The organism is Trichocoleus desertorum ATA4-8-CV12 (assembly GCA_019358975.1).
Lineage (GTDB): Bacteria > Cyanobacteriota > Cyanobacteriia > FACHB-46 > FACHB-46 > Trichocoleus > Trichocoleus desertorum_A.
The window spans coordinates 102,035-126,666 of sequence record JAHHIL010000005.1 but is presented as its reverse complement, the minus strand read 5'-3'; the positions used below and the strand labels follow the sequence as shown (position 1 = coordinate 126,666).

Sequence of the window (24,632 nt, the reverse complement as noted above, 5' to 3'; positions counted from 1 at the left end):
TGCGACTCCATGAGTATTACGCGCAAGCTGTCTGCCAAAAAGCAACGGGCTCTGGAAATTTTGATTCGGCTCAAGCGACTCTACCCAGAAGCCCCTTGCACCCTCAACTACGAAACTCCCGTTCAACTCTTGGTAGCGACGATTCTCTCGGCTCAGTGTACCGATGAGCGAGTCAACCAAGTCACTCCAGAATTATTTCGCCGCTTTCCAGATGCTGAGGCGCTAGCGGCGGCTGACCCATTGGAGCTAGAAACTCTAGTGCGATCGACTGGATTCTACCGGAACAAAGCCAAAAACATTCGGGCCGCTTGCTATTTAATTCAAACTGAATTTAACGGTCAAGTGCCCAAGTTAATGGAAGACTTGCTGAAACTTCCTGGCGTGGCTCGTAAAACCGCCAACGTTGTCTTAGCTCACGCCTATGGGATTCATGTTGGGGTCACGGTCGATACTCATGTCAAACGGCTCACCCAGCGCTTAGGACTCACCAAGCACACCGATCCTATTCATATTGAGCGGGACTTGATTAAGTTGCTGCCGCAACCTGATTGGGAAAATTGGTCAATTCGGATCATTTATCATGGGCGGGCGGTTTGCAATGCTCGTAACCCTGCTTGCGATCGCTGCCTCCTAGCCGACCTCTGCCCCTCCGCTGACCCCAACAAGGTGGACATAACCACTCTGCAACCGCCCTTACTCACAGCCCCACAACTTTGATTCAATCAACATTAGGTAGATCAGGGTCTGTTGAATCAGATACAATAGAAAATGCTGTCTTTATTTGAGAGAAACTAGGCAATTCATGGCTAAGAAAAGCATGATTGAGCGGGAAAAGCGTCGCCAGAAGTTGGTTGACAAGTACGCTCAAAAACGGGAAGAGTTACAAGAACAGTTTGACCAAGCGACTTCCCAACAAGCAAAACTTGAAATTCATCGCAAAATTCAACAGTTACCTCGTAACAGTGCCCCCACTCGTTTGCGGAATCGCTGCTGGGTGACAGGTCGTCCTAGAGGTTACTATGGCGACTTTGGTTTGTCTCGTCACGTATTCCGGGAAATGGCCCACGAAGGTCTACTACCCGGAGTGGTCAAGTCCAGCTGGTAAACAGATTTTGGATTTTAGGTTTTGGATTAGTCAGAAATTTCTATCCAAAATCCAAAATCCAAGATCTACCCAGCGACAATTAGTTCTATTGACCGCAGCAGCGATCGATTCCTAAGCTATCTAAGAGCAGGTCGCTAACAGCATTTGCCACGGCAAATTCACTGTAAAAGCTTTTAGAAAAATCAAATGCTTGCATTTCGGTAACGATGGCAATGACGAGCGACCCTAGGTCATTTTCGCCTTCCATTCGCTGCCGCACAAAAACTTGAGTGGCTCGCTCAGCAATCTGCTGATTAATGGCTTCGGGGATAAATTCGTGGTCAAGCCACTGACACAAAACATTTTTTAGCCATTCTCCTTCCTGCTGAGGATTTTCGGCAGGAGGTAAGGTGATGGGGGGAATTGGTTCAGCCATTGGCCTAGCAAAGTGACAACTGTTTGAAGGCAGTCTGGGTGAAGCTAGCTCAGCTCGACTAGGGTGCTTCTAGGAAAACAGACAGTTTCTCTAACCACTATACCGCTACCCCAACACTGGATTAGAGCCTCTGAACAAACTGCAACAACCATTCAGCTCGGCTAAGACAACAGGGGGATTAAAGACAATGGGGAAAGAACCACTGGTGCTACTCTCACATCGGGAGATAGACAAAATGCGTCAGGCTGGACACTTAGGGGCTGAGTTGCTGAGTCATCTAGAACCGATGGTGCGACCCGGCGTTAGCACCTTGGAAATCAATGACGAAGCAGAGCGCTGGACTCAAGCGCGTGGAGCGAAAAGTGCGCCCTTAGGTTATCACGGCTTTCCCAAGTCAATTTGTACCAGTGTCAACCATGTGGTTTGTCACGGTATCCCCAACGCCAAGCAGATTTTGAAAGAAGGAGACATCATCAACATTGATGTCACGCCCATCTTGGATGGTTTTTATGGAGACACTTCTAGAACCTTCTTTGTCGGTCAGCCGTCACCTCTAGCGAAGAAGTTGGTTGAAGTGACAGAGGAGTCTTTAAGAAGAGGCATTGCTGAAGTTAAACCGGATGCGCGAGTCGGAGATATTGGGGCCGCGATTCAGGAATATGCCGAAGCACAAGGCTTTTCGGTCGTGCAAGACTTTACTGGGCATGGAGTGCATCGAGTCTTCCATACCGAACCGTTTATTCCTCACTATGGCAAGCGGGGCACAGGTAAAAAGCTGCGAACAGGCATGGTGTTCACGATTGAACCCATGATCAATGAAGGCACATGGGAAGTCGAAGTTTTAGAAGACAACTGGACAGCTGTCACCAAAGATCGCAAACTTTCTGCCCAATTTGAACACACTGTAGCTGTAACTGAGGATGGCGTCGAAATCCTTACCCTTTGATGTTCCAACGATTGTTCAGGGGTACGCTCAGGGCTATTTTTTAATGGCGGATGAGTCGGGCGCATTGGATTGGTACTCTAGCCGCCAACGTACACTGATTCCGCTAGATGAACGGTTTCGCTATCCGCGATCGCTCCAACGAGTCCTAAATCAAGAGCGCTTTACGGTTGCTGTAAATCGTGACTTTACCGCAGTGGTAGAAGGCTGTGCCGATCGCGAAACCACTTGGATTTCTCCTCAACTCAAAGAAATCTATCAAGCCCTCTACGCCGCAGGTTGGGCCTACAGTTTTGAAACTTGGCAAGGCGATCGCTTAGCAGGCGGCATTTTAGGCATCGTCATCGGTGGCGCGTTCATTGGCGAGTCGATGTTCTTCCACATCCCCGATGGCTCGAAGGTAGCAATGGTAAAGCTAGTAGAACGCTTGCGATCGCGCCAATTTGTCTTCTTCGATGCCCAAATGATGAACCCCCACCTAGAACGGTTTGGAGCCTACATCATTAAGCAAAAAGAATATCGTGTCCTACTCAACCAAGCACTCCAACTCCAGTGTGTCTTAGACTGATGAGAAATACGATTTGCTTACTAGTTCAGTGACCTGCCATGCTGCCTATGCTACAACCATTCAACTGCTGGTTCTGGAAACACTGGCTCGAAATGCAGAACCATAATTTGCTCTGGACGCAAACCTAAAGACTCATAAGTGCGACCATCACGATTACCGAACTCTATTTCAAACGCTGCTCCGCTAGCCAAGACCTCAACAACCGTGCCAACCTGCCCGCGTCGAAGATTGTACTGAGGAAGATCAACTGTCAGTGCCACCACATCAAGAAGCTTAATTAAAGTATTAGTCGTCATTTCGTATCACCTTCAGACGCTACAAGGGATAGCAGGTCGTTAATCTAGGAATCTTAGAATTTTGTTCGATGATCCAACCGCTCCGGACAATTGCACTTCTATCTTGCCATTGAAGCGGGAAATCTACAGTGTAGCGTTGCCCAAACTCATCATGTCGTCCTAGTCGAGCCTCTTGGCTTTTGATGACTTCGAGAAGAATTTGACGCAAATCTTCAGCATCTTTAGCAGTCATACCCAAAATTGATGAAAATAGCCTAGATTTGTGCTTACCTTCATCATGACTTGGGCTAAGACAATAGTCACGAAGCTTTCGAATATCGACTATGGCATTCTCAGCGAATGGAAGTAACCCTCCTGCACTAATCCTCTGCTCTTCAAGCCCTTGTTGAACCTTTGATAAAGTCGCTAGGGCATTGATGCTGGCATTGCGTACAACTTCTTCGTTGCCTTCAGCACAGTCGCATACCACGTAAGTCCAAACACCTGGATTACCTGCTTCTGCACTCTCACCTTCGTAGAAAGTAATTGTGCTGTCCTCTGCATACTCATAATGGGCTGAATAGATGTCTTTCCAATCTAAATTGGAACTTCTTCGTACATTCTGAATTGCATCTAATACGCCATCAATATGATTAGGCTGAGTTTCGATTTGTACTAGGCGTTTCCCTCTCAAAATATAGTTGTGTATCTCCAAAGGCATTATCAGTTTTATCCTTGTGCTTGGCTAAGAGATACGTTGTGCTTGGCTAAGAGATACGTTGCTTTAACTTCCAAGAACTATTTAATAACCTTAGCGATTCAGATTCCTAACACCAACATATAGCGTTTCTCCTCGAAATGAGGTACACATATCCAGTCTGGGTAAGGATTTCAGCTTGTGACTTGTACCTCACCAGATTAGGAACCGCTATAACTACCGTTCTAAATCTGTTGGTCCGAAGCTTTGCTAGCAGTTTGACCTTGTTTCTTTTTGGCTTCTTGTAGGGCGGCTTCGCTGTGGCGTTGGTAAACGGTGGTGCGGTCTTGGGCGATACTGTAGCGCTTGTCTTGAGGTGGGACTTGGCTCATCAGATCGGAGGCTTGTTGCCATTTGGCGGCTAGAGCTAACCAATCGGCGGAGGATTGGGCTGATTTACCAGCACTGGCGGTTTGTTCAGCTAGCCTGACTGCATCGGCGAAGGGGTCAGCAGAAGTTGGAGCAGAGGTTGGGGCGATCGCAGCAGCTTCAGGACTGGGGCTAGGACTAACTGAGGCAACTGGAGACGGGCTAGGGGCGATCGCGGCAGTAGAGTTGGGAGAAGCAGGCGCAGGCGTAATAGGCTCAGGAGATTGGGCAGGATCAGGAGATGTTGCTGTATTCGCTTGGCTGTTTGCTTGCAACTTGGGACCGAACCAACTGTAGACGCCCCAAGCCAGCAACAGCAAAAGTAAGCTGGCCGCAGTGCCACCCACCACACCACGCTTAAATTGGCGTTGCTCTCGGACTTGACGCGGAGATGGAGTCTTTGGCATGCCAGACTTTGATTGATCTGCTTGCTGGCTCTGCAAATCCTCCATGAACTGTTTGAACAAGTTAGGCCGAGTCAGGGTAATTTCTTGCGACCAAAGCACCTGGTTTTCTGGGTCGCGATTAATTTCCTCTAACCACAACAATTGTTGCTCACGCACAATGCGGCTGTTAATTTTGACGCGGCGAATATTACGGGGTGAAATCGCCTCTAGAATCTGACGCACCCGCTCAACTAAGGTAGATTGCTCCAGTTGATCCACATCAGGAGCTTCGCACAAAAGCTGTAGCACGCCATCCGCAAAAATGGCTCTAGTTCTCACGCCAGAATCCGCCAGCTTGTCATTCAAAACTTGAATAATAGCGGCCACACTGCCTTGGCGGGCTTGCTTAGTAATATTTTCAATCGAATCTACCATTGTGCGCTCAGCGGTCGAAATAAAAATCCTGAACTTTAGTCGCAGTCATCCAGGTTCCCTGCTCACAATACTGTACTCTAAGGCGGATTGAAACTGTTCAAAAACCTCAGTTAGAAACCTGTCTTGACAGAGACTTTAGCGCCTCGTTGCCCAGGTTTCAAGAGGCTAAATGACGGCAATCATTAAAGCGGCGCACTTGCCAGAGATCAGTATTAAAACGGTTTTGGTCTTGTAGGTGCCAACGCGATCGATCGAGCCAAAATTCAAATAAAGCAGTATTGCGGGCATGTAAGCGCCAAGAGCGATCGCAACCCATCAACTCCGCGATCAAATGCTGCAAAATCCAACTATGCGTAACAATCCAAATTTTGTCAGAATCCTGATGTTGCCCCAGTAACTTTTGAATGAACTGATGGGCGCGATCGCGAGCTTCTTGCAACGATTCGGCTTCGGGAATTTGAATCCAATCGGGCGAGGTTTCTAGGGTGCGGCAAAACTCTGGGTATCGCGCCTTGGCTTCCATCCAAGTCAAACCTTGAAAAACCCCATTCTGAAACTCTGCCAACTCATCGGCATAATGCACTTGAAAGGTTGGGGGCTTTTGAGTTGTTGTCGAAACGCCCACGGGAGAGGCGTCTTCACTATCGATCAGATCACTAACAGCGGCAGGTAGAGGAGCTGTGACAAAGTGATTTATCAAAATTTCTGTCGTCTGCACCGCTCGCTTTAACGGACTGCTATAAACTGCGGAAGGCCACCAAGATTCTTCTAGTAAACGCTGAGCCAGCTTCCCCGCTTGAATCTTGCCATTGACCGAAAGCTCAAACTCACCATGCCCCTGCATGCGCCGCTCTATGTTTCCCACAGACTGAGCATGGCGAATAAACAGGAGTTTCATGGCCGTAGTTTAGAATGATTCAATACACTCAATAGACCGTAACATTTCCTATGCTACTCAAGTCTACAACTCGCCACATCCACATCTTCACTGCGGAAGTAAAAGGCACCGAACTGAACCCTGCTGATGGCGTTTTGACGCTGGATGTTGACCCAGACAACGAGTTCGTATGGAATGACGCTGCCCTGCAACAGGTATACCGCAAGTTTGATGAGCTAGTTGCAGCCAATGAAGGCGCGGATTTAACTGACTATAACCTGCGTCGCATTGGTTCAGACTTGGAACACTTTGTGCGATCGCTGATCCAAAAGGGCGAAATTAGCTACAACCTAGAGAGCCGCGTGCTTAACTACAGCATGGGTTTGCCTCAAGTGGTTGCTCAAGACAACGGGTAAAGCTTGTTCGCCAATCTTGCATAAAAATAGCCCTTTTTAAGGACAGCTGATAGAGCTAGGCTAGGCTTTTCTGGACCCATCATTAGTCAGTTTTTAAAGCTAATGGTGGGTCCTGTATTTTAGTCAACGTATCCAGTCAATAAATAGTGGCCCAGCTAAGACAAGCCAGACGCTGGCTAAGCCAATGAAGCTGGCAAGAATGCAGTTATATGGCTGCCTTAAAACTTCAGTGTCCGTGCTCATAAACTATTTCAACTCGCCCTAGCCTCATTGACAGAATTAGGACTCTGCTGTTCCGCAGAAATGGCATCACTTAGGCTTACTGCTTAGTTCTAGCGATCGCTCGAAGATATAGCAACTAGGGGTATATTCATCAACAGGTCAGCGTGCCAGTACCCGCGAGCTAGAGACAAATCATGCGCCCTCAGTATTCTTTTGTTGTTCCTATTTATAACGAAGAAGCCACGATTCCAGAGCTGTACCACCGCATTAGCAGCATCATGGACCGCATGGATGGGCCAGTGGAACTGGTGTTAATTAATGATGGCAGTCGCGATCGCTCTCTGGAAATGCTCCGAGACCTGCACCAACGGGATACGCGAGTTTGCTACCTAAGCTTAGCCCGCAACTTCGGCCACCAAATTGCGGTGACAGCAGGGCTAAATTTTGCTCGTGGTCAAGTGGTGGTGATTCTGGATGCAGATTTGCAAGACCCGCCAGAACTGATCCCCGACATGGTGGAAAAATGGCGGCAAGGCTATCAAGTTGTTTATGCGCAACGCACCCAGCGCCACCGAGAAAGTTGGTTTAAGCGTTTCACGGCTTATGCTTTTTACCGCATCCTCAAGCAGCTAGCCGATGTCGAAATTCCCACCGATACGGGAGACTTTTGTTTGCTCGATCGCCAAGTAGTTGATGTGCTGAATGCGATGCCAGAGCGTAATCGTTATATTCGAGGCTTGCGATCGTGGGTAGGGTTTCGCCAAACCGCAATTTTGTTTGAGCGCAATCCTCGCTTCGCAGGCGATGTGAAATATACCTTCCAGAAGTCCTTGGGGCTAGCAGTCAATGGGTTAGTTTCTTTTTCCAAAGTACCGCTCCGCATCTCCACTTATATTGGGCTATTTTCAGCAGCGATCGCGCTCTGCATGGCAATTCTGGTGCTTTATTGGCGCTTTTTCGCCCCTGGTTCACCTTTAACTGGCTACGCTGCCATTATTGTGGCAATCTTCTTTCTCGGTGCCGTACAACTGGTTAGCATCGGCATCTTGGGCGAATACATTGGCCGCATCTACGAAGAAATTAAAGGCAGGCCACTCTATACCCTGGCGGAAGTGCAAGGCTTCCAAGAAACTGAGGCTCCTAGCTTTAGAGCAATCTCTAATGGTCATGCCGAACGACGATAGAACATTGGGTAGGGCGATCGCTCTTTAACCGCCGACCGCTACCACCTGTCCTGTTTCTGCCGATCGCCGAGCTGCATCTGCCACCTTCAAGGCGTACAAGCTGGCTTCTGGGGACACATATAAAGGAGTGCCTTTATATAAGTGATCTAAAACATTGGCTGTATCTTTCGCGAACAGCCCCCGTCGTCCACCCACCTCAACGACCTGTTCACCATCCGCTTGGATGAGAGTCCCGCGATCGCCATCAAAAACTAAAGCTCCTTGAGTTCCTTGGACTTCAAAGGTACGAGCCGATTGCCATAGCGTTTCCCCTTTGCCATAGGTGACTTCGGCTAGCACACCACTGGCAAAATTCAAGTGGGCTGTACACAAGCACGCCTGATAGAATCCAGGCTGTTGAGCGGTTTCAGGGTGGCTCCAATACCGCGCCTGACAACTCACACTTGCCACTTCCCCAAACAAATCGGTCAAGCGATGAATGCGAGAAGTCGCTCCAGAAAAGGGAAAGCCAAACAATTCTGACTGATAAGTCCATTTCTGCGGAGCAGGATGTTGAGGGTTGATCGTGGTGTAGCGGGCGTAAAAGACCGAGCCGATTTGCAACAAAGACTTGACTAGAGCCTGATGCAAGCCACCCAGTAGCTCAATATGTTCGACGTGCAGCAATTTGTTTTGGGTTTTGGCTAGGGCAATCAATGCGGTTGCTTCAGCGACATCCAAAGCCAAGGGATACTCAACCACAACATGCTTGCCTGCCTCCAGTGCCGCTCGGGCGATCGCCCCGTGATCCCGATTCACAGTACAGATCACCACCAAATCAATCTCAGAGCGATCGAGTAAAGCTTGCCAATTGTCTAGGGCCTCAGCTTGGTAAGTTTGGCTGAAAGTCGTTGTTCTTTCTAGGTCGTGGCCTGCAACTGATACTAGTTGCGATCGCGAATCTGCCTGAAATGCCTCTGCTCGTAGCTTCGCCGCATAACCAGTGCCAACCAACCCCACTTTTAGTGGGAATGGAGCCGTTTCCTTAGAGAAATAAGTCGTCACAGATACAAGCCCGAATCAGTTTTATTAAAAAGATCGCGAACCTATAGATTACCGAATTATTTTTATCTGGTGGGCAGATTTCTTCAGAACCCAATTATCTGCCTTATTGATGAATTCTAATAAGGCAGATAATTCTTACTAATTTATTACTCGATTTTGGGACAAATAGAATTCTATTTGTCAACTGCCAAACCCTCATAGCACCTCAGCTGTGGGTCGCAAAACTAATAAACAGACCGAGAAGCAACTAGTAAAAGTCCATTTAGTCAAGCTTTTGACCGTCCCATAAGTATAAGTAGATCAAATAGCCAAATTTCATTACGAATCCCATTCAACCCAAGACCTGATTTGGTGTTACAAGTTTTGAGTTTTCCCGTAGTATCTAGAAGTGAAGCTGATTAAGGAAGCCATTACTCAGGAAATTACCTGGCGCTAGCTTTCTATGCACTTCACACGCCGATTATTGAACAGAGAGGACTACTGATGCCAACTTTTAAGGTCACCTTGATCAACGAGGCTGAAGGGCTTAACACCACTATTGAAGTTCCTGATGACGAGTACATTCTCGACGCTGCCGAAGAGCAAGGAATCGACCTTCCTTACTCCTGCCGTGCTGGTGCTTGCTCTACCTGTGCTGGCAAGATCACCAGCGGCAGCATTGATCAAAGCGATCAGTCCTTCTTGGATGACGACCAAATTGAAGCTGGTTTTGTGCTAACTTGCGTGGCTTACCCCACCTCTGATTGCACCATCATGACCCACCAAGAAGAAGAACTGTACTAAAAATTTTCTTTCCAATAGGCAGGAGTACAAATTGTGCTACCTGCCTTATTTTTTAGCTTTTGGGTGCTGCCTCAGGAGAGGGAGTTCGCCAAAAGGTCAAGGCTTGGCTAATCGGCTGAATCTGAGTACCGGGGTAATAGAAGTTCAAAATTTGTCCACTGGTCCACCCAAGGCGACCGAGCCGATAAGACCCAGTTTGACTCATGCCAACGCCATGACCTAGCCCACCACCCACAAATGCATACCCCTTTAAGACTTTATTCGCCGCATAAATAGGGTCTAAGTAAAAGAGGGTGCTGTTGGGGGCATAGAAAGCATTGAGAATGTCATCTTTTTCTAATTCGATCGCGCCTCGATCCGTCTGGGCCACCATTTTTTGGACTCGTCCCGCAGGCGATCGCTGGGTAACCTGAAGCTGCTGAATTGCGGTGAAGTTAGCCAAGGGATGCTTATTGCCCTGCAAATACTTCTTCAAGTCTTGGGTGAGCTGAGCTAAGCTACTCTCCTCGCGCCAGCGGAACATATCCCACCCTTCTTCATTGAAGCCTTTACGCTGCGTAATAAAGGCACGGAGGTTTTGCTCATCAGCCAAGCTACGGCGCGACAAATCCCAAATACTAGCGGCTGAATCGACTACCGCCCGTAAATAAGGCCGAGGTGCGCCATTCCAGACATCATTAAAGGGTGCGGTCACGCCACCTGTAGTGGAAGAGTACAAAGCATCGACCAACTCATTTTGATAGGTCAGGACCAAGCCACGAGTAGCAGCGATCGCGCGATCGGCTTCAGGGATGGTTCCCTTCAATCCCCAATAGACTTGGCATTGAGTATCGGCACAAAGCTCGTAACCATCGATCGCAAAGCGGCGCAGATTACGCAAAACATAGGTACGAGCCAAAATCGCTTGAGCCTCAACCGCAGGCTGGGGAGCTTCTGCACCAATTTCATGCGGCACAACTCCCCGCAGGTAAGTTTCGATCGGGACTTGATTGACGAGTGTATAAGTGCCGTAAGAGTTGGGTTGCAGGCGCACCGTCCCCGCATATAGACGGCTCGTTTGGTTCTCTTTGGCAATTTGTTCGGCGGTCTTGTCTTTGGCTTTGCTGCCTTGAGTCACCTGCACCAAGCTGCTACTACTAGCGACTTGCAACTGATCCCGGGTGTAACGGTAGCCATCCACCACGAATGAAGCTTTCGGCACCTGAGCCAGCACTTGTGAATCAACGTAGGCAGTGTTATTGCCTTGATCTTGTAGGCTTTGCAGGAGTAAGCGCCGCAGCAACGGTGAGCTGTACACATCCCGCTTGGCCCAAACTTGCCAACGCTCTGGTTGAGCCACCTCAACCTCAATGCCTTGCGATCGCCACTTTTCAGCACTGTCTTCCGCACTCTCAAAGCTGCGGTGGGTGCTCAAAACGACTCGTTCGCTGACTTGTGGCTCTGGCAAAGGTTGCATCACCACATCAACTTTCATCTTGCTAGTGCTGAGACTTTGGCGCTTCCCTCCGGTTTCAAAGGTTAGCGTGAGGCGATCGCCTGCTGGAGCTTGGAGCGTTAGCTCATCGGTAGGTTTGGTGCCAAATCGTTGCACTACGCCAATTTGTAGCTCTGGTTCAGCTGGCGCTGCCGACACCCTCACGGAGGTGCCTAAACTAGCCAAGCCAACGGCGATCATCAGACCCGATAACCGCATTAGCCAAGGGAGAGGCAATTGGTGGTTTTGAATCTTCAAGTTTTTAGATTTGGGGTAATCAATCGGCTGAAGCGTTTGACTCACAGGTCGCTGCATTGCAAGAAGACTTCTTTGACAGAATACGCCAGTTCGACGAAAAAAACAGGGGAAAAGATCCGCAAAAATCATTAGTGAATCATAAAAAATATTGCAACTCATAGTCATAATGAGTATGATTTAGAATATAAGCAACACATCGCTCGGCAACATCCGATGTCAAGAGTTGAAGATATCCCCATCCAAAAAATTCGTCGTCCCTTATTCCGCCAAAACGACCAAGCCAAAGTTGCAGCTCTGATGACCTCTATTCAAGCAGAGGGCTTGAGAGAACCGATTGATGTCTTGGAAGTTGAGGGCGAGTACTACGGGTTCTCTGGTTGCCACCGCTTCGAGGCTTGTAGTCTCTTAGGTCATGAAACGATTCGCTGCAATGTGCGTCGGGCTCCGCGATCGGTTTTGCGGATGCACCTGGCATAAGGCAAACCGCAGCAACTTGGTAAACTGCCTTTTGGGTTTACCCTGACGCTTGGCTGTAACTATCCACCTGCCCTGCCATAATCTAGAAGCAAGCTGGACAGTGAGCTAACAAAATCCTTTAGTTAATTACGGAGATATTATGCAAGCCCAATCTAAAGGTATCGCCATTAATATCGGTATTGATGAAGCCGATCGCAAGGAGATTGTGGATGGACTTTCCCGTCTGCTCGCAGACACCTACACGCTTTACCTCAAAACTCATAACTTCCACTGGAACGTAACGGGTCCAATGTTCCAGACTCTCCACCTCATGTTCGAGACTCAGTACACCGAATTGGCTCTGGCCGTAGATCTGATTGCGGAGCGGATTCGGGCCTTAGGATTTCCTGCTCCTGGCACCTACAGCGATTTTGCTCGCCTTAGTTCCATTGAGGAAACCCCTGGTGTCCCCTCGGCTGATGAAATGATTCGTCTTCTGGTAGCAGGTCAAGAATCTGTGGCTCGAACTGCTCGTTCTGTCTTCCCGGTCACGGAGCGGGTCAATGATGAACCCACTGCTGACCTGCTAACCCAGCGGATGCAAATTCATGAAAAAACCGCTTGGATGTTGAGAAGCCTACTGGATCAGTAAGATCTCGAATTCATCAGTTCAGGCTGGATTAACTTTGGGCTCACTAACGGGTAGAACATGAGATGGTATTACTTCATAGCTACCCGTTGAACTGTAAGTAGGATGATCCAATCAAACGCTCCAGACTACACCCATCAGTTGCGACAGCTTATGCAACAGGTGGGTGTTTCCAGCTTTAAAGCCCTCAGCCAAAAAGCTAGCGTGTCAGAGTGGCAGGTGAGGCAACTGCGGCAAGGCCAAGCGGCTCAGATGCGAGCAGAAGCTTTGATCAAGCTGAGCCATGCTTTACAAATTTCGTTACCTGAACTGATCAGCACTTTCTCTCAGTCTCTAAAGCTAGAGCTACCCTCTACTCTGCCTAGTAGGGATCAAGCTAGCGGGGGTCAAGCGGCTTTAGCCACTGACTTAGCAGCTGTAAAGTTGGAATACGAGCGATCGCAAGCTCAGCTAGCTCAACAACGAGAGGTGCTTTGGCAAGAGTTTCAACAAGCTACGTTGCAAGCGATCGAATCTTGGCTGTTGCAATGGCCCACAGCGGCTTATGCGGCCCAACAGAACCCGCAAGCTCCAGCTCTGAAACTTCTGCCTTTACTTCAACCTATTAAAAACCTGTTGCAGGAATGGGGTGTAGAAGCGATCGCGGAAGTTGGAAAAGAACTACCTTACGACCCAACCCAGCATCAACTGATGGAAGGAACTGCTCAGCCTGGTGAGCTTGTGCGAGTGCGCTATACAGGCTACTGCCAAGGAGAAAAGCTACTCTATCGAGCTAAAGTAAGTCCCGTAGTGCTCAGAAAGCCCTGAGCCAGCTTAAAACCTAACGTTTTAGCATCCGCCAAGATTCAGAACCTGTATCTCTTGCATAATCTCTCATTCGACTGATGCTGCAATTGTGTGGATTTGTTGCAGTAGTAAGGAGAGCTAAAGCGTGGAGAACAATAAAAATGCGTAAGTTAAATATTGGTTTGACTGAAGAACAGCGTCAGGGCGTGGTTGGCTTGCTTAATCGCGATTTGTCTGATGCTTATTTACTTTTGATCAAAACTAAGAAGTACCACTGGGATGTCGTTGGTCCTCAATTCCGCTCTCTACACCAGATGTGGGAAGAGCATTACCAAGCTCTAACTGAAAGTATTGATATGATCGCTGAGCGAGTCCGCATGCTAGGTGGCTACCCTGTCGGAACTGCTCAAGGCTTTTTGGAAAATGCATCTATTCAAGAGCATGGTGGTGATATTCCCACAGCGGAACAAATGGTCTTTAACTTAGTCGGTGACCACGAGCAGGTGATTCGTAATCTGCGTGACCATGTGGATCAGTGCGGCGACAACTTCCATGATCAAGGAACGGCTGACTTCCTCACAGGCTTGATGGAACAACACGAAGAAATGGCCTGGATGCTACGTTCCTTTATTGAAGGACAATCCATCCAACCCGATGGTCAGACTAGCGCGGAACCCAAGCTAACTGTAGCTGCTGGCTAGATTCACTAGATTAATTTTGTAGGGCGTAGGAGGTGGAATCTAATTTCCACCTCTTTTTATTTGGTTGTTTGGGTAAAATTAGCTTTTGTGAAATGAAGCGATCGCAAAAGGCTTTTTTTGACTTGTTTCTGTAAAGGTAATTAGTAGGATTGAATGGTTAGGCGGAATCGCTGATAGAGGTTGAGTCATTTGGCTAGGGGAGTTTAGGGGTCTGCGAGTACAGAATTGGATAGTTAAGCGCAAATATTCCATTTCTGGCTTGAAGAGACCTAATCCCTATGACACCGGAAGAATTTAGAGAGGCTTATTTAGCAGCTCAAAATGGCTTGGGCAATGATCTGCAAACTTTAGTGAGTCTATCTAGAAGTTTTAGTGAACTGGCAACTAAATTTAGCGACTTAGCAGATAAAATTCCTGTAAATTACAGCAAAATCAATGAAATTGTTGAATCATTCATTGAGGAGCAAGAGGAACCATAATGGGTCATAGAATTGAGCAGATAGCTTCTAGCTGAGCTTCAATTGTTTTTACCAAATTCTCAAGAGCGATCGGTTTTGTGAGATAAGAACTAGCTCCTAAATCGATCGCCTTTCGCTTCTCGCTCTGGAAGGCATAGGCAGAAGCGATGATGACTGGAATAGCAGCCCAAGGAGATGCTTTCAACTGCTGTAACAGTGTAAAACCATCAATACAGGGCAACTTGAGGTCGAGTAAGAGCAAGTCAGGCTGAAACTTGGCTACAGATGGAAAGAAGTTGAGTCCATCAGGCAGGCTGAGAACGGTGTAACCCTCGGCTTCTAAGCAATCATGAGTGATTAGGCGATGAAGCTCATTGTCCTCAACGATCAAAATTCGCTTTTTAACCGTTGTTGAATTGCAAAGCTTAGTGATTGGCATCAGGCTCTCTATATCAAGTTTGTGTGAAGTTACAGACTCCCTTTATTGTGCGCTCAGTTTTCTCTACTGTACTCACTAAACTGGCGGAACTATAGTTAGCGAAATCGCTGAATAGCGGCTTTCCAATACCAGGCTGCAGGATGTCCGCTTGCTAAAACGCTCTTTTCGTAGAGCACCATTGAAAACATAGCCAAAGGGCTTGATGCAATCTTAAGGGTATATTTCATTCATGTGGTTAATGCTGATCTCTTTAGCTGCGCTCACCGGAGGCATTTGCGGCTGGATTTTCCAGGGGTATCGTTCCGTTATTCTAGGAGGTGCAATTCCTTGGTTTGGGCTGCTGGCGTGGCTACTCTACAACGAGTATTTCGTCCCCTACCAAGGAGGTGGAGCATCAATGTGGCCGATCGCTCAACTTTTTGCTGGCTCTATAGTGGCTGTGGTGGGTGTCCTTGCAGCGGTTGCTGTCCGTGAAGTCAAAGCGAGATGGCGAGGAAACAAGAGACTATAAAACTGGGCGTGCACAAATTGAACCCGTGCGAATCGCTCCCCTATTACCCTTCGTTGCCATTTGCTGACGGAATCCGGGAACCTGAGCGCGGAGATGAAGGCAGGCTCATGACGATTCAGTGGAAACGGGTTTTGGTGATGATCGCTCTAGGCAGTAGAACTGTATTTTACTCTCACCATTTGCAGCTTATGGGCTGCATCGTTACCGAGTTCATGCGGCGGGTGAAGTTTGATGCTTTCGCGCTCTTGCAGATGGTCGAGAGCAGGTTTTGTATAGGGAGGTTGACTGCGACTTGACCCCTAAGAGCGTTGTTTCTTCACCTCAGTAGGGCGATCGTCTTCCTATTGTCCCTCGTCATTGCTATTGCTGACAGCACACAAAAGCTACTGCTGAGGTGAAGCTAAGTTAACTTCTATTTGTTTCAGAATCGAAATAACTTCTGCTGCTGATGTCACAAAGGCAGTTTTAGCTGCTTCAGGATTCTCGTTAATCCAAGTTTCTACTTCATCAAAGAGATTTTTTTTAAGGCTTCGCTGAGGTTTTTTGTCCGATTGAAAAACTTGGCCCACCTTTGGTTGAAATTCCTGAGGATAGTACAGTTCAAAATCATGTTGCTGAAATTGTAAGAAGTGATCTTCCTGCCATCCACTAGAGACATATTGATTCTTTAGATCCTCAATCACTTCCTTCTCTTTGCTACCTCCATCAATGATGACCCAAACTAAATTTTTGTAGATGGGCTGAAGATGCAAAAATACAAATAGTCTATTAAAAGCCTCAAACTTATCTTTGACCTCGCTTAACGAGCGAGCTGAAAATGTTCTAAGCTTACCTTGTAATTTAGGAGCAAACCAAGGGATTAAATAGTCTCTAATAATTTTTTCTGCTGTGGCTTCTTCAAGAAATAGCCAAGCAGACCACAGATCGAAATCAAAAAACTCGTAACCTAGTTCTTCAAGAATGAGTGAGCGGGCTTCTCGGGAATTACCTACTTCTTCAACTCTTGAGGTGGGAATTCTATTTTCAAAATTCATTTTTACTTGAAATAGTTTAGTTTCAGGCTGTGCTCCTAAATACTTCACAACAATGTTTGAATGAGTTGTAATTATGAATTGATTATTTTCAGACTTCTCAGTAATAAGATTAAGAAGTTTCTTTAGGGCCTTTGGGTGAACATCATTTTCTGGCTCCTCAATCAAAAAAAGCTTATCATCAGCAATACACAAATCCACAATAAGGCCCACTAAGTTAGCAATACCTTCTCCCATTACTTCTAATGGTATGCTCTCAAAATCGCTAACAGTATAAGCTGCCTTTTTTCCACCTACTGAATTTACTGCTGTTATTCGAAATCCTATTATTTCTTCGCATGCTTTAACATATTGTTTATTTGCTGGTATGTCAGGGTTGGATAGGCGATCAATTTTTGCATACAGGTTATAAAAGTTTCCTGACACAAGATTAATGTGATCTAAATTGACTTGCTCTCCATAAGCGGTCACTTTTCTCTTTGATAAATAAGGGTATATAAAGTTTTTTGGCTCAGAATTTGAAATACCATAAGTATAGGCATTCGTAGTTTGAACTCCGCCGCCTGACTGATCTCCTACTAAACTAACATCAGAATTTTCCAGCTTAATTATTCCATTCAAAAATAGGTAGACTTTAAGTGTTTTTCTTAACTCAGCTTTTTTGCCAAAATATTTCTTGGGATTGTCAAATCGTAATTCAATGAAGCCATTATCTTGAAAAATACGCAAATCGCTAGTAAATACTTGAAAACCCTGCTGAACCCACGACACAGACTTTAGTAGTGTTGACTTTCCTGAGTTATTAGGTCCAATAATTAGATTGATTCCTTTGGATAAATTGATATTTGCGTCAACAAAACTTCTAAAATTTTTTAACTTTATTTCAGAAATACGCATGCAATTCTCTCTATTTACAGAAGTGGAACTAAGACTACATTTTTTGCTTTCGAAAATCAGGTTAGTTTAGCTAATTTAAGTGTCTCTTTTTCTATTTACCACCTCAAGTCGAACAAATGTATAAAAATCTTTCATATATTATGCTGTTCAGGTAGATTAAGGGATACGCTTCACCTTTACTATTAACTTACCAAGACCTCAGTCTTATCTATTGCTCGTGTCAAAGAAGATAGCCAAAAGGCGATCGCTCCCTCCCAAAAAACAACCCACTAGTTGCAGACTTTGGGGTTGTGAGCTGGCGATCGCTCAGTTCGGTGTAAAAATTTCTGTTTAAAACAACAAAACCTGCCCAATTAAATGAGCAGGTCTTATACGATCGGAGCGGCGGGATTCGAACCCACGACCCCTACTACCCCAAAGTAGTGCGCTACCAAGCTGCGCTACGCCCCGTCGTGCTTTACAAGCATAGCATAACTCTCCAATTCAGCACAAAAAATTAGAAAACCTTTAGTACCTGAAGGGCTTGCAGAAGATCGGGCACCGCTGAAGCAGGCCAACTGCCCTCTCCCCGTCGCCCAGATTGCAAAATAAAGCGCAAGCTGTAGGCATGGGGATAGCCTTCTGTTTCTAGCCAGAGGAGATCACTTTCCGCCTCACAACTGATCTTTTCTTCATCCATTAGCTCAGTTGCCATGTGCTGCATCGTGCCAGCCAGCTGTTCACTGAGTCGGCAAAGATCGTTTAATTCCGCCTCCGTCAGCTCGATCGCCCAGTCTTCGCCACCCACTAAACCCTGAAATTCTAGGGCGTTAGGGTCCCAGCCCAGCCGCCAGCCAGACCCACTCTTGACTAATCGTTCCATCTCGTCGCTTTAACATTCACAAAAAAATAGGGATAGCTGAGTGAACCAAGATCTAAGCGTCACTCAACTATCCCTCAAACTAAGTTGAACCAAACTCTTAGGGCAAGAGCAAGCGGGCATCCCCTGGCTTGGGTTGAAGTAGCCGAGGTGGTGCTGTTGCGGGTGGCTGAACCGCCCTCGATGGCACCCGATTACTTGGCGGCGCTTGAGTAGGAGTCGTCTGGCCTGTCCGAGGGCTAAACGCATTAGCCAAAGCTTGGGCTAAAGTATCGCGTTGGGATCGATTCAGCCGACCAATAGCAGTGCGATCGCCCTCTAGAGGATTCGTTTTTAGGCTGTCATACCCTGGATACCGGGATTCCTGCATCAGGCTATTCACACCCAAGTAATCCGCTAAGGTCAGCTTCCAGTCGAGGCGGTATCCCGGTGGTCGCCCTTTCACATAGACGTGATAGCGAATCATTCGCCGCACTAATGTGTTGTTAGGGTCTATTTTCCCCGTTTCTGTACTGACGTACTGGTTTTCACGGGGTAAGTTGGGAACCTGCTGGTAGACTTGCGGCCCAACATCCTCCAGTCTCACCAAGCTTTGCGAGAAAGCAGGAGTGGGATGGAATAAGCTAGGGTTGCCCAAAGTCATGACAGCCGCGATCGCAGTCAAACCCGCCACGCTAAGAACAGTCGCAATAAACTTTAGAACTCGATTTCGTCTTTTCACTCGCCGATAATTTCTGGTTGAGTTAGCTCATCCGACATTTCCATGATCGCCCGCAACACAGGTTTCATCTTGGGGTCATCAATGCTGTCAAAATCTTCAAACCGACGACGCTTCGCCCGGTTGGCAACTTGAACCGTGATTCGATAACGATTAGAAGCGGCACCAATCAAATCTTCAGCCCGTCGCATGATTTGGGTGGTATCGAACACAGAACGCTTGTGCATAGAATTTCTAACTTGGGAGAGCAATCTCTAGTCTATCAGGAGTCTCCAAGACGCTGTTTGATCGGTCAAAGTTGCCTTTATGTCTGCTTCTATAGGTGCATCAAGATTTGCAAAGTTTTTGTTTGAATGATAAAGTCCGATTCAGCGTTCAGGCGATCGCATGCGAACCCTTGAATCTCCTATTTCTCAGCAACAACGCGGGCTTGTCTTCAAGCATCACCCTCAAAAGATCGTCGCCCTAGGTGACAGCATTGTGTACGGATTTGGCGATCCAGTCGGGGGTGGCTGGGTAGATCGGCTCCGTCGCAGTTGGATGCTTCCGGACAGCCCTGGCCATGTCCTTTACAACTTAGGCGTGCGGGGAGACGGAGTCCAACAGGTAGCACAACGTCTAGAAAGCGAGTTTCGGTATCGCGGAGAGCTAAGAAACCGAGTACCAGACCTAATTGTGCTCTCGGTTGGTGTAAATGATTCAGCTCGCCTAGGCCGACCGACCGGACGCAACTTTACCGACTTTGAGCTGTTTCAAACTGAAATGAACGGTTTACTGGACCAAGCTAAGCAACTATGCCCAGTCTTGTTTGTGGGTATGGTGCCAGTGGACGAAGCCAAAATGCCGTTTCTAGATTGCTTCTATTACAGTCACTCGGAACAGGTACGCTACCAAGAATGCACGCAATTAGCCTGTGCAGAGCGGCAAATCCCTTATCTAGATGTATTCCAAAATTGGATAGAGCGGGGTGAAGACTGGTGGCGATCGCGCCTCTGTGACGATGGCCTTCACCCCAATGTAGCGGGATATCAGTCACTGCTAGAGGATGTCTTAAGTTGGCCCGCAATGGCTCAGTGGGCAGGACAAACGCTAACGACAGCCTAAACTATCGCGCGTCGCTACTTCTGTGACTGGATTAACTCCTTCAGCTCGTTTGCAAAGCTGAGCAATCTCGTAGCGATCGAGCACAGCATCGGTGAAGTCTGCCCCAGTAACAGTCGCACCCTCAAAGCTGGTGCGGGTCATGATGGCTTCCTGGAAAATCGCATTGGAAAGATCTGCCCCTTGTAAAAAGACGCGATCGACCAAGGCTCCAGTGAAGTTAACTCCCCTTAAGTTGGCATTGAGGAAGACACCTTTCGTTAAGATCGCGTTGGTCAAATCCGCCCCCTGAAAATTGCTCTCTCGCATTTCGGCAGCGACAAACGTTTTTCCGACCAAGTTGGCATGGGAAAAGTCTTGGTTGTTTAAGTTGGCGTTGTTATAGTTCACCGTATCTATCTGTGCCCAAGCTGGAGTAGCCGACAGAATAATCCACAACCACGCCAAGCTCAGCAGCAAAATAATTCCTAAGCAGCGCCGCAAAATAGGTTGAATTGTTTTCACAGAGAATAAACCTCCTGCACATTTATCTAGGTTAGCGGAGGCGTTGGGCCTGCTGCTTGTATCAGTTGCCAAGCTTGGTCTACGGCCTGAACCGAAAAACCAGCTTCAATTAATAGCTGACGCGCTTCATCTACAGTCACAAATTGTAAGTCTGGAAACTGGGTCACGTCATAGGTGTCTGATTGGGATCGCGCCATTGCCTCCGCCCAAGTTCGCAACTCCGGTAAGCTGGACGATGCAACGGGGGTAGTGATTGACTGTGACTCATCACCCATCGTCTCAGAACTAAGTTGCTTGGCCGTCAGAAGCGCCAATAGACAATACAAAACTTCTGCTTGGAGTGAAGTTAAGGCGGCAGGAACTGCTGTGATTGCTGGCTCTGGGGAAGCGATCGCAGGTGGAGGAGGTGCTGCTTTTGCTGCTGCTTTTACAGGCTTTTTGTCTGGGAAAGGCGTAGTTGAAGAAATAGTTTTTGCGGTTTTACGGGTTGCCACACCCGCTAAGAAAGCTCCTAAAATAGCTCCAGTTCCTAGCCCCGTGAAACTTCCTTTCCACATAGCTCCGGGAGCAGTAGCAACTTTGCAAACCAATTTAGGCCCCAAAAAGCGAGCTTCACAGGCCCGATTTTGGGCAGAAACGCCAAGCTGTCCTCCCAGGTACGCCCCAAAAACACCTGACGTGAGCGCAGTAACCGTGCAAATTAGGGTACGTCTAGGAGACATCAGCGCCTCTGGCGGGACTTTTAGATGGGCTTACCAAGCTGACTTAGGTTTATTCTAAGCCAGCTTTTTAATTCAGCCTAGCTTTTTAGCTCAGCTAGATCAGCCCGTATTCCGCATACCCGCAGCAATGCCGTTGATGGTGAGCAAAGCTCCCCGGAGCAGTTCTCCCTTGCTATAGCGGGAGCGAATAATGGCAGTAGTAGAGCTGCTACGATGCTGGCGCAAACGCTTGAGCAGAGAAACCTGCAAGAATCCCAGCGGAACAATCGTGCCATTGCGAAGTTGCACCGATCGCTGTAGCTCTGGGTCACCATCCAGTAAGCGCTTATGACCCGTGATAGTTAGCACCAAATCTCGTGTCAGGTGGTATTCCTTAGCGATCTGCTCGTACAAAGCTTCAAATCGGGCACGGTCTTCTGGCTCTGACAGCTCTCCTACATAGTGGTGGGCAATTTGTAAGTCCACCTTGGCCAAAGTCATTTCCACCTTAGAAATCACCATCTTGAAAAAAGGCCACTTGTAGTAGAAGTAGCGCAACAGCTTCAGATGCTCTTCTGGTTCCTCTTGTAAAAATTGATCTAGAGCAGCGCCGACCCCATACCAAGATGGGACTAAGAAACGGCTCTGAGTCCAGCTAAACACCCAAGGAATAGCCCGCAAACTGCCCAGGTCTTTTTTGCCGCCCCGACGCGCTGGCCGAGAGCTGATTTGCAGTTGACTAATTTCTTCGATCGGGGTGACTTGGTGGAAGAAGTCAACAAAGTCTGGCTGCTCGTAGATCAAAGCGCGATAGTGGGTCCGCGATCGCCGAGACAGTTCCTCCATAATTTCGTTCCAGGGTTGAATGTCATCAAACCCGTTCCGCAGCAAGCTGGTTTGAATCACCGCAGTCGTGACGGTTTCCAAGTTAAAGAGCGCCAGTTCGGGCAAAGAATACTTAGAAGCTAAGACTTCTCCCTGCTCGGTAATCTTGATCCGACCGTTGACGCTCCGACCGGGCTGCGCCAAAATCGCTTCGTAAGCAGGGCCGCCACCGCGACCGACCGATCCACCCCGACCGTGGAAGATCCGCAGATGAATTCCGTAGGTTTCGGCAATCTGCTGCAATGCTTGCTGAGCCTTATGAATTTCCCAGTTGCTGCTGAGGAAGCCAGAGTCTTTGTTGCTGTCCGAGTAACCCAACATCACCTCTTGCAGCATCGGCAGCATCAGCTCTGGGTTGGTTGCTGCTACATAGCCCCCTGCCAGAAAAGCCCGATACAAAGGCAGTTCAAAGATATCTAGCATCACCGAGGGCGCTTGCTTCAAGTCTTCCACGGTTTCAAACAGAGGCACAACCTGAAGCGTCCCCATACCCGTAGCGGGGTCGTAAAGTCCTGCTTCTTTGGCCAAGAGCAGCACTTCTAGCAAGTCGCTAGCCTCGTGACTCATGCTAATCACGTAGGTTTGGCAAATTTCAGGGCCAAACTCCTGCTGCAATTTCCGCACGACCCGGAAGGTTTCAATAATTTCGCAGGTTTTTTCGGAGAAGGGCAGCTCGGCTGGAATCAACGGTCGCCGCGTTTGCAACTCAGTAGCAAGCCAGAGCGATCGCTGTGCCTCTGACATGTCGTTGTAGGACTTGGGCAGAATTTGCAGATATTCTGCCACTTCGTTAAACACATCTGAGTGGCGGGAGCTTTCTTGACGAATATCCAAATGAGCCAGGTTGAAACCATAAATCTCCACCTGACAAATCAGATTCTCTAGCTCGCGGCAGCTCAGCCCCGTCGCGGTCAAGTTGCGATGAATCAGTTGCAGTTCTGCTAAGAACTCAGCCCCAGAGCGATAGGTATTGGCAGGCTGGCTCTCTAGAATTTCGTTTTGCAAATAATCGCCCGTCTGCAAGCGGGAGTTGCGTGCCTGAGTATTTTCTAAGCGTTGGAGGACGTAGGCAAGCTTGAGGCGGTACGGTTCTTGGCGATAGCGAATGGCCAATCGGTCATACACGTCAGGCAGTTGCATTTGGTCCTGTTCTAGAGATTCCAGCAGGTCAGGTAAAACATCGCACCAATGCAACGAGAGGCTCAATAAGTTGGTGAGCCGCCGCACCGACTGGAGGTATTTTTCTAGAACTAAGTTGCGCTGGTAACAGGCCGTTTGCCAAGTAATTTGAGGCGTAACAGAAGGGTTGCCGTCTCGGTCTGACCCAACCCAAGAGCCGAATCTACAGAAACTATGCTGAGGCGGACGCAAACGCGGGAAAGAAGTGTCAAGCGCCCGTTTGAAGCGTTGATAGAGCTGAGGAATCACATCAAACAACACTTCTTGGAAATAGTGCAACGTATAGTCCACTTCATCCAAGACCGTGGGCTTAAACTGGTGCAACTCGTCGGTACGCCACCAAAGCCGAATTTCTTCAGTCAGTTGTTCTCGCAGGGCTTCCAATTCCCAGGAAGAAACGAGGTTGGCTGCATCACCACCTTCCTCAATGCGATCGAGCTGGCGCAGAATTTTGGCAATCCGTCGCTGTTTGTCCCGAATCGTATGGCGAACAATCTCGGTGGGGTGCGCAGTGAAGACCAGACGCACATCCAATTGATCAATCAATCTTTGAATATGCTGCGGGGGCACATTCAGTTCTCGTAGCTTGGGAAACAGCCCGTGAAATGTCCCCATCTCTCGGCGGGGTGGGTTGGTTTCTTGCAGGCTCTTTTCTAGGAGATTGGCCTGTAAATCTAGTTGTGGCTCGGCAGCAGGCTGTTCGAGGGGTTCGCCCATGAGCGAGGCGATTAAGTCTTGGGAGCGATCGCTATTTTGCGATCCACCCCCCTCGTACGCAGCTCGATATTGTTGCTGTTGGCCCCGCTGCTCGTAATGCTGCTCGACAATATTGATTAATTGAAAGTACAGCGCGAAAGCACGAGCGGCCCGAATCGCTTCGTTGAGGTCGAGCTTTTCGACGACCTTTAACACCTCTGGTTCCAAAGCATTGGCGGCTTGTCCTTCCGGCGAACACATGGCCCGCAGTTGATTTAACAAGTCCACCAGCTCTTGACCGCATTCTTGCTGTAGCACCGATTCCCACAAGTCTTCCACGACTTTTAGGCGTTCGCGTAGGGGAAATGGCGTTTTTTGATGCGGAAACAGCTCTGAGGTAGTGCTCACAGCCATTGTTTGTGATGCCTCTGGGGCCGACATGGCTACAGAGCTGTAGGCATCATCTGACGAATGGAAGGTTGAACTCATGGAGTCTGTTCCAGCGCAGTTAAAATACTCAACAATTTTATGGGTTAAGCTCTAGTTTTGG

The 24,632-nt window shown here is 48.0% G+C and carries 29 protein-coding genes and 1 tRNA gene; 14 read left to right on the top strand and 16 right to left on the bottom strand.

Going from position 1 to position 24,632, the window contains the following annotated elements:
* Window positions 1-9 precede the first annotated feature (9 nt).
* Both nth and rpsN read left to right on the top strand, forming a co-directional pair.
* The gene (gene nth / locus KME12_07375; protein MBW4487594.1) at window positions 10-717 is read left to right on the top strand and encodes an endonuclease III; all 708 of its coding nucleotides are present in this window, start codon (window positions 10-12) and stop codon (window positions 715-717) included.
* A gap of 85 nt (window positions 718-802) precedes the next feature.
* The gene (gene rpsN / locus KME12_07370) at window positions 803-1,105 is read left to right on the top strand and encodes a 30S ribosomal protein S14 (GenBank protein MBW4487593.1); all 303 of its coding nucleotides are present in this window, start codon (window positions 803-805) and stop codon (window positions 1,103-1,105) included.
* An 85-nt stretch (window positions 1,106-1,190) separates the two neighbouring features.
* Here rpsN and KME12_07365 read toward each other — a convergent pair whose 3' ends face one another.
* Window positions 1,191-1,520, bottom strand: coding sequence for a hypothetical protein (locus KME12_07365; protein ID MBW4487592.1), 330 nt, complete (start codon window positions 1,518-1,520; stop codon window positions 1,191-1,193).
* Between the two features lie 187 nt (window positions 1,521-1,707).
* Here KME12_07365 and map point away from each other — a divergent pair, with 187 nt between their 5' ends.
* A complete protein-coding gene (gene map / locus KME12_07360) occupies window positions 1,708-2,466 on the top strand; it encodes a type I methionyl aminopeptidase (GenBank protein MBW4487591.1) in 759 nt (252 codons plus the stop codon).
* Entirely contained in the window at window positions 2,441-3,031 is a 591-nt protein-coding gene (gene aat, locus KME12_07355; GenBank protein MBW4487590.1) for a leucyl/phenylalanyl-tRNA--protein transferase, read from the top strand. Before map ends, aat begins: the two co-directional genes overlap by 26 nt.
* A 50-nt stretch (window positions 3,032-3,081) precedes the next feature.
* Here the strand turns inward: aat and KME12_07350 are convergent, their stop codons facing one another.
* The 4 genes from KME12_07350 to KME12_07335 all read right to left on the bottom strand — a co-directional run bounded on the left by KME12_07350 (window position 3,082) and on the right by KME12_07335 (window position 6,151).
* Window positions 3,082-3,327, bottom strand: a complete 246-nt coding sequence (locus KME12_07350) for a DUF4926 domain-containing protein (protein ID MBW4487589.1) — start codon at window positions 3,325-3,327, stop codon at window positions 3,082-3,084.
* Between the two features lie 19 nt (window positions 3,328-3,346).
* Window positions 3,347-3,691 carry a hypothetical protein gene (locus tag KME12_07345; protein MBW4487588.1) on the bottom strand — a complete coding sequence of 115 codons (345 nt, stop codon included), beginning with the start codon at window positions 3,689-3,691 and terminating at the stop codon, window positions 3,347-3,349.
* 557 nt (window positions 3,692-4,248) lie between these two features.
* Window positions 4,249-5,253, bottom strand: a complete 1,005-nt coding sequence (locus KME12_07340; protein MBW4487587.1) for a hypothetical protein — start codon at window positions 5,251-5,253, stop codon at window positions 4,249-4,251.
* Between the two features lie 157 nt (window positions 5,254-5,410).
* Entirely contained in the window at window positions 5,411-6,151 is a 741-nt protein-coding gene (locus KME12_07335; protein ID MBW4487586.1) for a histidine phosphatase family protein, read from the bottom strand.
* Between the two features lie 50 nt (window positions 6,152-6,201).
* Here KME12_07335 and KME12_07330 point away from each other — a divergent pair, with 50 nt between their 5' ends.
* Window positions 6,202-6,546, top strand: coding sequence for an NAD(P)H-quinone oxidoreductase subunit M (locus tag KME12_07330; GenBank protein MBW4487585.1), 345 nt, complete (start codon window positions 6,202-6,204; stop codon window positions 6,544-6,546).
* A 416-nt stretch (window positions 6,547-6,962) separates the two neighbouring features.
* Window positions 6,963-7,952, top strand: a complete 990-nt coding sequence (locus KME12_07325) for a glycosyltransferase family 2 protein (protein ID MBW4487584.1) — start codon at window positions 6,963-6,965, stop codon at window positions 7,950-7,952.
* A 24-nt stretch (window positions 7,953-7,976) separates the two neighbouring features.
* On the opposite strand, the gene KME12_07320 is transcribed toward KME12_07325, so the two are convergent.
* Window positions 7,977-8,996 (bottom strand): Gfo/Idh/MocA family oxidoreductase, encoded by a 1,020-nt coding sequence (locus KME12_07320; GenBank protein MBW4487583.1) that lies wholly within the window; start codon window positions 8,994-8,996, stop codon window positions 7,977-7,979.
* A gap of 483 nt (window positions 8,997-9,479) precedes the next feature.
* Here KME12_07320 and KME12_07315 point away from each other — a divergent pair, with 483 nt between their 5' ends.
* A complete protein-coding gene (locus KME12_07315) occupies window positions 9,480-9,779 on the top strand; it encodes a 2Fe-2S iron-sulfur cluster binding domain-containing protein (protein MBW4487582.1) in 300 nt (99 codons plus the stop codon).
* Between the two features lie 52 nt (window positions 9,780-9,831).
* On the opposite strand, the gene KME12_07310 is transcribed toward KME12_07315, so the two are convergent.
* Window positions 9,832-11,472, bottom strand: coding sequence for a SpoIID/LytB domain-containing protein (locus tag KME12_07310; GenBank protein MBW4487581.1), 1,641 nt, complete (start codon window positions 11,470-11,472; stop codon window positions 9,832-9,834).
* Window positions 11,473-11,724: 252 nt separating this feature from the next.
* Here KME12_07310 and KME12_07305 point away from each other — a divergent pair, with 252 nt between their 5' ends.
* From KME12_07305 to KME12_07285, 5 genes are all read left to right on the top strand, one after another.
* The gene (locus tag KME12_07305; protein MBW4487580.1) at window positions 11,725-11,988 is read left to right on the top strand and encodes a ParB N-terminal domain-containing protein; all 264 of its coding nucleotides are present in this window, start codon (window positions 11,725-11,727) and stop codon (window positions 11,986-11,988) included.
* A 139-nt stretch (window positions 11,989-12,127) separates the two neighbouring features.
* Window positions 12,128-12,619, top strand: coding sequence for a DNA starvation/stationary phase protection protein (locus KME12_07300; GenBank protein MBW4487579.1), 492 nt, complete (start codon window positions 12,128-12,130; stop codon window positions 12,617-12,619).
* A 102-nt stretch (window positions 12,620-12,721) separates the two neighbouring features.
* Complete coding sequence (locus tag KME12_07295; GenBank protein ID MBW4487578.1) at window positions 12,722-13,423, top strand: helix-turn-helix domain-containing protein; 702 nt, start codon at window positions 12,722-12,724, stop codon at window positions 13,421-13,423.
* A gap of 140 nt (window positions 13,424-13,563) precedes the next feature.
* On the top strand, window positions 13,564-14,103 hold the full coding sequence (locus tag KME12_07290; protein ID MBW4487577.1) for a DNA starvation/stationary phase protection protein: 540 nt from the start codon (window positions 13,564-13,566) through the stop codon (window positions 14,101-14,103).
* A 278-nt stretch (window positions 14,104-14,381) separates the two neighbouring features.
* Complete coding sequence (locus KME12_07285) at window positions 14,382-14,582, top strand: hypothetical protein (GenBank protein ID MBW4487576.1); 201 nt, start codon at window positions 14,382-14,384, stop codon at window positions 14,580-14,582.
* Window positions 14,583-14,586: 4 nt separating this feature from the next.
* Here KME12_07285 and KME12_07280 read toward each other — a convergent pair whose 3' ends face one another.
* The gene (locus KME12_07280; GenBank protein ID MBW4487575.1) at window positions 14,587-15,000 is read right to left on the bottom strand and encodes a response regulator; all 414 of its coding nucleotides are present in this window, start codon (window positions 14,998-15,000) and stop codon (window positions 14,587-14,589) included.
* 238 nt (window positions 15,001-15,238) lie between these two features.
* Between KME12_07280 and KME12_07275 the strand changes: the two genes are divergently transcribed.
* A complete protein-coding gene (locus tag KME12_07275) occupies window positions 15,239-15,511 on the top strand; it encodes a hypothetical protein (GenBank protein MBW4487574.1) in 273 nt (90 codons plus the stop codon).
* Window positions 15,512-15,894: 383 nt separating this feature from the next.
* Here the strand turns inward: KME12_07275 and KME12_07270 are convergent, their stop codons facing one another.
* From KME12_07270 to KME12_07250, 5 genes are all read right to left on the bottom strand, one after another.
* On the bottom strand, window positions 15,895-17,439 hold the full coding sequence (locus KME12_07270) for an AAA family ATPase (protein ID MBW4487573.1): 1,545 nt from the start codon (window positions 17,437-17,439) through the stop codon (window positions 15,895-15,897).
* A gap of 376 nt (window positions 17,440-17,815) precedes the next feature.
* A tRNA-Pro gene (locus KME12_07265) sits at window positions 17,816-17,889 on the bottom strand.
* Between the two features lie 46 nt (window positions 17,890-17,935).
* A complete protein-coding gene (locus KME12_07260; GenBank protein MBW4487572.1) occupies window positions 17,936-18,301 on the bottom strand; it encodes a DUF1818 family protein in 366 nt (121 codons plus the stop codon).
* Between the two features lie 97 nt (window positions 18,302-18,398).
* Window positions 18,399-19,019 carry a hypothetical protein gene (locus KME12_07255; protein MBW4487571.1) on the bottom strand — a complete coding sequence of 207 codons (621 nt, stop codon included), beginning with the start codon at window positions 19,017-19,019 and terminating at the stop codon, window positions 18,399-18,401.
* The gene (locus tag KME12_07250; protein ID MBW4487570.1) at window positions 19,016-19,243 is read right to left on the bottom strand and encodes a DNA-directed RNA polymerase subunit omega; all 228 of its coding nucleotides are present in this window, start codon (window positions 19,241-19,243) and stop codon (window positions 19,016-19,018) included. The genes KME12_07255 and KME12_07250 overlap by 4 nt, the downstream gene beginning before the upstream one ends.
* Window positions 19,244-19,403: 160 nt before the next feature.
* Between KME12_07250 and KME12_07245 the strand changes: the two genes are divergently transcribed.
* The gene (locus KME12_07245; GenBank protein ID MBW4487569.1) at window positions 19,404-20,120 is read left to right on the top strand and encodes a G-D-S-L family lipolytic protein; all 717 of its coding nucleotides are present in this window, start codon (window positions 19,404-19,406) and stop codon (window positions 20,118-20,120) included.
* Here KME12_07245 and KME12_07240 read toward each other — a convergent pair.
* The 3 genes from KME12_07240 to ppc all read right to left on the bottom strand — a co-directional run bounded on the left by KME12_07240 (window position 20,106) and on the right by ppc (window position 24,571).
* The gene (locus KME12_07240) at window positions 20,106-20,612 is read right to left on the bottom strand and encodes a pentapeptide repeat-containing protein (protein MBW4487568.1); all 507 of its coding nucleotides are present in this window, start codon (window positions 20,610-20,612) and stop codon (window positions 20,106-20,108) included. The two genes, KME12_07245 and KME12_07240, sit on opposite strands and share 15 nt — an antisense overlap.
* 35 nt (window positions 20,613-20,647) lie before the next feature.
* Window positions 20,648-21,343 (bottom strand): hypothetical protein, encoded by a 696-nt coding sequence (locus KME12_07235; GenBank protein ID MBW4487567.1) that lies wholly within the window; start codon window positions 21,341-21,343, stop codon window positions 20,648-20,650.
* 99 nt (window positions 21,344-21,442) lie between these two features.
* Window positions 21,443-24,571: a phosphoenolpyruvate carboxylase gene (gene ppc, locus KME12_07230; GenBank protein ID MBW4487566.1), complete on the bottom strand. Its 3,129-nt coding sequence runs from the start codon at window positions 24,569-24,571 to the stop codon at window positions 21,443-21,445.
* Window positions 24,572-24,632: the final 61 nt, after the last annotated feature.